A 6893-nucleotide genomic window follows, 5' to 3' on the forward strand; every position below is an offset into this window, starting at 1 on the left:
GCATTCAGAGTTACTAAATTAGTATATACTATTACTCGAAAGTGCCAGCCGAAGACAATCGTAAAAGAAAAATTTACGATTTTATAAAGAAAGATATATTATCTAAATCTATCCCATTAGAGGTATGGCCTAACGTAAAATTTCAGAATTACATTAAATATCTCTTGCCTATATTATCTCTTTTCTCCGTATCCGCTCCGTTCGAGATCAGAAGTTCTGAAATGTCAGAGAGTCCGTCATAACTATAAGAAATATGTAATGGAGTCACACCCTGCGGGTCGGAAACGTTCGGATCGGCTCCATGTTCCAACAGGATCTGAACAGGTTTGATCTTTCCGTTTTCCACAGCTTTATGAATAGGAAAGATCCCATTCCCATCGGGAAGATTCGGATCCAAACCAGCGTTCAATAATGTTTCCAAATAAAATGGATCTTGGATCTCCGAGGCACAAAAACCTAGAAGTCCTTTAGTACATTCTTTCAGCTCACCTTTATTAGGGATCAGATCCAAAATTTTTCTGAAACCTTGTTTGTCTCCGTTTTGGATCTTAGAAAATAATTCTTTTCCTCTTTGTATCGTCTTACGATTCTCAATCCAGTTTTTAATCCAATCTAGCATGTTATTTTCCGATCTATATTTAGAAAATAGACTGTTTGGATCCGGATTTTGATCTTATCTTTAGGGAGAATCTAAAAAATCTTGGACCAAAGCAGAGGTCAATTCCGGGTATCGATCCTTTCCTTGGGACATGATCGCTTCTCCCAAATAATCACCATGCCCACCAGGCAAAATCAATAGTCTTGCTTTCGGGATCATTCGGACCATCTCAACTGCATGCTCTAACTTTGGAACATCCTTGTCTCCGAGTAGGATCAAGATAGGAATTCCGACAGTTCTAATATCTTTATCGCTAAGATTCTTGAAGTTGCGCATTCTCGCAGCATCTTTCTCATACATGGTATGCAATTTTTGAGGATCAGGATTTACTTTCAGAAAAGCATCCTTAAGAGCTTGGGGCATATTTTCGAAAGTAGCATTTTTCATAAAGTTCCAAAACATAGGATACGCCCCTTCTCTTTTTGTTATAGAGGAAGCGAATACAAGCTTACGGACTAATTTCGGATGTCGGATCGCCACATTCAAAGCTACACTTGCACCATTACTAAAACCGAAAATATCCGCTTGCTCCACCTTTAGAAATTGCAGAAGAGCGACCACATCTTCTGCAGAAGTTTCAAAACTTACAGGCCCTTTTCTATCCGTAGTTCTTCCATGTCCTTGCTCGTCTAGTGCAATCACCTTACGATTTTGTGCGAGAAGAGGAAGTATCCGACTATAAGTTACTTCTATTGTGGAACCTCCACCGTTCAGAAGGACCAGAGGGACCCCATCCTTCTTACCATGGATCTCATAATACATCTGGATATCTTTGATAGGAGCGAGACCCTTTTCAATCGGCTCGGATGTGATTTTAGAAGGTACCTCACGTAGTTGAAAAGGTTGTCCGGAGGAACAGGACGCAACTGTAAGCAGTATAAAAATATAATATGGTATTTTCGAAATTTTCATCTGAGTTCTCCTTATTTTACCTTTTCAAGATAGTCGGTTAATCTTACTAAATGCGCCAGGGTACCTTCTCTTCTGGAAGCCACACCTTCTCTTCCAATGGTTTGGTCTAAAAATGCGACCTGCTCTGTGAATGTAAGTTTAGTATTGGAAGGATCTATCTTTTCGATTTCTGCAGAAGCGATGGAGACTGAGTGGATCTTTCCGCTTAAGATCATATCATAAACAAAAACGATCCTCTGGTTTTCTATTAGATCAGAAAACCGGGCTTTGTATAAGGTTTCCTTTCCGTTGGGAAAGCGACCATGCAATATTTCTTCTCCACCAATTCGAAAATCCAATTTTCTTTGCACGACCGACCAATCACCTGGACCAATAAACCAATTTGCTTTTGCTTCTATATTACTCCATGCGGAATACACGGATCTCGGATCAGATTGATACACTCTTTCTATACTAAAAATTTCGTGAGCGACTTTCAGTGTTTCCATATTTACTTCTTACCCTTCTCCTTTTTTTCCAAAAATTCTCCCAATCGATCAAAATTCCTCTCCCAGAATTTTCTGCGTTGGTTCAGCCAGTTCTCGATCAGCTCTAATGAATTCGTTTCCACTCTGCAAGAACGCACCCGGCCTATCTTCTGGGTTTTGATCAAACCGCTTTCTTCCAAAATTTGTATATGCTGGACTACCGCAGCCATGCTCATCGACAAAGGGCTCGCAAGCTCACTTACGGAAGCGGGTTTTTTGCTAAGCCTTTCAACTATATCGCGACGAGTCGGATCGGATAAAGCATAGAAGATCCTATCCAAGGACGAATTGTTAAGCATTTGCTTAAGTATATAGATACAAGCAAAATAGTCAAGTATTTGCTTAAGTATTTTTATCGATTTTCCGGGGTAATAGAGAGATCCGTTTCTCTTCTACGTATTTCATAAAACACCACCAATAAATTACGTATAAATACGGATCTATACTCCATGTATAGGTATCAGTACCAATAGAAATTTCTCAAGAATCTATATACTATTACTTATTACCTAATTTTTGGATGTCTTCATGATCTTTAAACAAAGTCGAAAAATCTTATATGCTGTTTTTTTTATATTCTTACTAACCGCTTGTTCTAACGGAAGCGGCGGAAATAACTCTCTTGCGTTGATAACTTTTTTAGATGGACCTTCTGAATTACCTGCAGAATGGACTTGGGTTAGCGGTCGAGCTTTTGATACCGTGGGCGGTGGATACGGTTTGCCTGTTTATGGAACAAAGGGAGTAGCGGACCCAGCAAATTTCCCAGGAGGGCGTCAAGATGCGATGCAATGGGTAGATTCATCCAATCAACTATGGTTATTCGGTGGTATGGGAAGAGATGCTGCCACCGGTTTCGGACGATTGAATGATCTATGGAAATTCGACGGGACGAATTGGACCTGGGTGAGAGGATCGAATAACGTCAATTCAGCTGGAGCCTACGGAACAAAAGGTATAACAAATTCCGGAAATGATCCAGGTGCAAGAATGGGTGGAACTACTTGGGTAGATTCCTCCGGAAACTTCTGGCTTTTCGGAGGTTGTGGCAATATAAACAGCGGAGATTGTTTTAGTGATCTATGGAAATTTGACGGAACTAATTGGACCTGGATAGCGGGACCAAATACCAAACAGAATAACGGAGTGTACGGCGTAAAAGGTGTAGCAAACTCCGGCAATTTTCCGGGAGGAAGACAAGGGGCCGCAGGATGGATAGATTCTTCCGGTACAGTTTGGATTTTCGGAGCAAATGCAGGCTTAGACGGATCATGGAATGCTACTTCCGTTATGAACGATCTTTGGAAATTCGACGGGACCAATTGGACTTGGGTAGCTGGACCTAATACTGCAGGGGGGCCTGGGGACGGGAATTGGGGAACAATCAATGTCCCTTCTGTCAGCAATATTCCATCTTCTAGAGGAAAATCCGTAACCTGGGTTGATTCCTCAGATAATCTTTGGTTATTCGGTGGGGCTAGTTACGATGATGGAGGACAGTTAAACGATCTTTGGAAGTTTGATGGGTCAAATTGGACTTGGACCGGAGGCTCTAACTTACCGGATCAAACAGGAGTTTACGGTAAAAAGAATGTCGCGAGTTCTAATAATAGTATCGGGGGCCGATTTAGTGCGATCGGAGGAAAACTTCCGAACGGAAAGGTTTGGGTTTTCGGAGGATCGGGACTAGATTCTTTGGGCGTCTCAGGACAGTTAAACGATCTTTGGATCTTTGACGGGAAAAAATGGACCTGGAAAGGCGGGATGGATCTTGTTAGCCAAGCGGGAAACTTCGGTCCAAAGGGGAAAGCAGGGACTGGCTATTATCCCGGAGGTCGTTATGGATCTAACGGATGGACCGACTCAAAAGGAAATATCTGGATCTTTGGCGGGCAAGGTATAGATGCAAACGGAAATAATGAATTCCAGAATGATCTCTGGAAAGTCCGTCCTTAAATTTAAGAATATTCTAAAATTCTAAAGTGACTAAGCAAAAAATCAGCGCCATTCGCCCTTCTGCGCTGATTTTGAAAAAACAAAAGGAAAATTATTTTCCGGCGTTATACAAGGAATCAGCTAAAGCTTTATAACATACCGAACCTAAATGAACGGAATCAGCCCATGAATCACAACTTTTCCCCAACGGTCTGGCATCGAAAACATTTAGATTCCCAAAGTCCTTCATTCTTTTTTTAAAATGAGAAATGAATTTTTCTTCGACACCCTGAGGTTTATAGACGTATTTTTCATGTATAGGGTGAATTGCAGGGATCCAAAGAACATACTTTATACCTAACTCTTCCATTTTCCGGACTCGTTTAAGCAAGATATCATAAAAGCCGTCCCATACTCGAAAGTTTTTATAATAACCGAAATGATCTTGAGTTTTTCCACCCTCGGTATATTCTCTTTCAAAAAATTCTTCGCCTTTCTTTCCTTTTAAATCTGATTGTTCTTTTGAAAATAATGTGAACTCCAAAACTCCTTGGATTGCATTCGGATCTAAGCCCGGATTGTTTTGTCGTTTAGAATAGGTAGCCAAATTATAAAAACTCACTCCATATTGTAGCGAGTGGAAAAACTTTCCTGTGCGAAATTTAGAACGTAAAGCCACAGGTAATTCATCCTGAGAGAACCTATCTAAAAAGGATTTTTCATATACGTTCGAATCCCATCTAAAAATTTGAAGAGATTCGTTCGCTAGAAAAGGCGAAATTTCCACAGCAATAAAATCAGGTCGTTGTTTAGCTTCGAGAATTTCGTCCAGAATCGCCATCTCCGCAAAAAAATCGACAGCAGTCAGAGCAAATCCGTTCTGGATGCCTAATTTCACTCCGGCTTCAGGCTCCCAAACATTTACATTATTCGATAAGGTAGAAAAGTAGAAAGATTGCGAAGAGCCTAAAAAAATTGCCGTCTTCTTATCTGCTTTTTCCAATTCGCCAAGTTTCAATCGGCATAAATCTAAAGAATTCTCCTGCATAGTTTTTTGTTTTCTAACAAACCGTATAATTGGATCGGAAGTGATAAGGCGATCTAGCAAAAGAAGAGTAACAAAAAAGGTAGAAATAGAAAGAATAAAGAAAATTTTGCGCATTCTAACCTCTCCTTAAAATTGAAAATATATAAAAGTCATAACGTTAGTAACTGTGGATGGAAAGAAGGCAAATATCGCGACACCAAAAGCAGGCAATAGCCAAAACTTTTTCGTTAACAAATCCAATTTACGATAATTGCGTTCAATTGCATGTAGGATTATCGCTGCAAATATCAGCCAACCTGCAAGACTATTATTTGTTAAATTAGAACCTACGTTTCGACTGAATCCTTCGAAAAATACAATTGCATCGCCTATATTCGAACTGCGAAAGAATATCCAGGTAATACAGACAAAATGAAATACAATCAAACTTCTAATTCCAAGCTGCCAAGACTCGGAATACTTTTGAAAAGTTCCAATAAAAGGCCTCTCTATCGCTAAAAACAACCCGTGCATGCCTCCCCATATTAAGAAATTATAATTTGCCCCATGCCAAAGTCCGCCCAATAGCATCGTCAAAAGAAGGTTTATATACGTATTAATTTTACCAGACTTATTACCGCCCAAGGGAATATACAAATAATCCCTTAACCAACGAGAGAGGGTGATATGCCATCTCTGCCAAAACTCCTGCAAGGTTGTTGCGAAATATGGAGTATCGAAATTCCGAGGTATATTGAATCCGAGAAGGATGGCCAATCCACGTGCAATATCAGAATAGCCGGAAAAATCGGAGTAAATCTGAACTGCAAAACCGTAAGCGCTCAATACGATCGCCGCTTGGTTATATTTTTCAGGAGATTGAAAAACCGGATCTATCAACGTACCTAATTGATCTCCAATAACAACCTTCTTCAATAAGCCAAGAAATATAAGAACACTTCCAGTTCGTATCAAATCTGCATGAGGTAACTTATTCCGATCGATTTGTCTCTTAAGTTCAGCCCATCGAATAATAGGGCCTGCGATCAACTGAGGAAAGAAAAGTATAAAAAAGAAAAAGTCTTCCAGACTTACTTTTTCTTTTAACTCACCGCGGTAGCAATCTATGTGGAAAGCTATGATCTGAAAAGTATAGAAACTAATGGCGAGAGGAAGTACAAATTCCTTCAAAGGATATGCGACCTGGACAGAAAATCCTAAATCAGTCAAAATAGTTTCGAAAAAAATTAAGTATTTAAAAATCGCAAGATTGAGTAGGTTTACGAAAACGAGAAAGGAGACTTTTATTTTGGTATATGAACCGTGAGCAAAATAATAAAATAAATAATTAAAAGCTAATATTCCTAAAAAATGAAACAGGAATCCAATACTCCAAAAACCGTAAAAGAATATAGAAGCAGAGATCAGCCAAACTTTTCGATACATGTTTGGCAACATCCAGTAAACGGTAAAAACAACTAGTAGGAATAGGAAAAAATCCAGTGAATTGAAGAGCAAAAAATTTTCCGCCTAAAAAGAGATCGAGACCGGCGATTGTTTATAATAACGTAAGCCGTATTCAACCTTTTTCAAATTATTTGTTAGTGTGCAATAAAAAAGCCAGAGATAGTTCTCTGGCTTTTTAAATAAACTTCAACATTGATATAACTGCGAATCGATTGGATCTGTTTGCTGATCATCTTGTATGGATGTTCATGTTGGGCATCTTTCGATGCCCATTGGCGTTGTTACCGATGAATAAGAAGTAAGTCTTACTCATTTATTACTTTAATTTCGTAATATGGTCAAGCCTCACGAGCTATTAGTATCACTC

7 protein-coding genes are annotated in these 6893 nt (G+C 39.4%); 1 reads left to right on the plus strand and 6 read right to left on the minus strand.

Going from position 1 to position 6893, the window contains the following annotated elements; genetic code table 11:
• Positions 1 to 148: 148 nt before the first annotated feature.
• From EHO65_RS19815 to EHO65_RS19830, 4 genes are read right to left on the minus strand one after another with little or no spacing between them, the layout of a single operon-like run.
• Positions 149 to 619, minus strand: coding sequence for an ankyrin repeat domain-containing protein (locus EHO65_RS19815; RefSeq protein ID WP_135776264.1), 471 nt, complete (start codon positions 617 to 619; stop codon positions 149 to 151).
• A gap of 60 nt (positions 620 to 679) precedes the next feature.
• Positions 680 to 1570 carry an alpha/beta fold hydrolase gene (locus tag EHO65_RS19820; protein WP_135776265.1) on the minus strand — a complete coding sequence of 297 codons (891 nt, stop codon included), beginning with the start codon at positions 1568 to 1570 and terminating at the stop codon, positions 680 to 682.
• An 11-nt stretch (positions 1571 to 1581) separates the two neighbouring features.
• Positions 1582 to 2058 carry an SRPBCC domain-containing protein gene (locus tag EHO65_RS19825; protein WP_135776266.1) on the minus strand — a complete coding sequence of 159 codons (477 nt, stop codon included), beginning with the start codon at positions 2056 to 2058 and terminating at the stop codon, positions 1582 to 1584.
• 2 nt (positions 2059 to 2060) lie between these two features.
• Complete coding sequence (locus tag EHO65_RS19830) at positions 2061 to 2396, minus strand: ArsR/SmtB family transcription factor (RefSeq protein WP_135776267.1); 336 nt, start codon at positions 2394 to 2396, stop codon at positions 2061 to 2063.
• A gap of 229 nt (positions 2397 to 2625) precedes the next feature.
• Between EHO65_RS19830 and EHO65_RS19835 the strand changes: the two genes are divergently transcribed.
• Positions 2626 to 4053, plus strand: a complete 1428-nt coding sequence (locus EHO65_RS19835; protein WP_135776268.1) for a Kelch repeat-containing protein — start codon at positions 2626 to 2628, stop codon at positions 4051 to 4053.
• 91 nt (positions 4054 to 4144) lie between these two features.
• Here the strand turns inward: EHO65_RS19835 and EHO65_RS19840 are convergent, their stop codons facing one another.
• On the minus strand, positions 4145 to 5194 hold the full coding sequence (locus EHO65_RS19840) for a DUF1574 family protein (protein ID WP_135776269.1): 1050 nt from the start codon (positions 5192 to 5194) through the stop codon (positions 4145 to 4147).
• A gap of 12 nt (positions 5195 to 5206) precedes the next feature.
• Positions 5207 to 6505 carry an MBOAT family O-acyltransferase gene (locus EHO65_RS19845; protein WP_167482070.1) on the minus strand — a complete coding sequence of 433 codons (1299 nt, stop codon included), beginning with the start codon at positions 6503 to 6505 and terminating at the stop codon, positions 5207 to 5209.
• Positions 6506 to 6893: the final 388 nt, after the last annotated feature.

The organism is Leptospira andrefontaineae (assembly GCF_004770105.1).
In the GTDB taxonomy this organism is placed as follows: Bacteria; Spirochaetota; Leptospiria; order Leptospirales; family Leptospiraceae; genus Leptospira_B; species Leptospira_B andrefontaineae.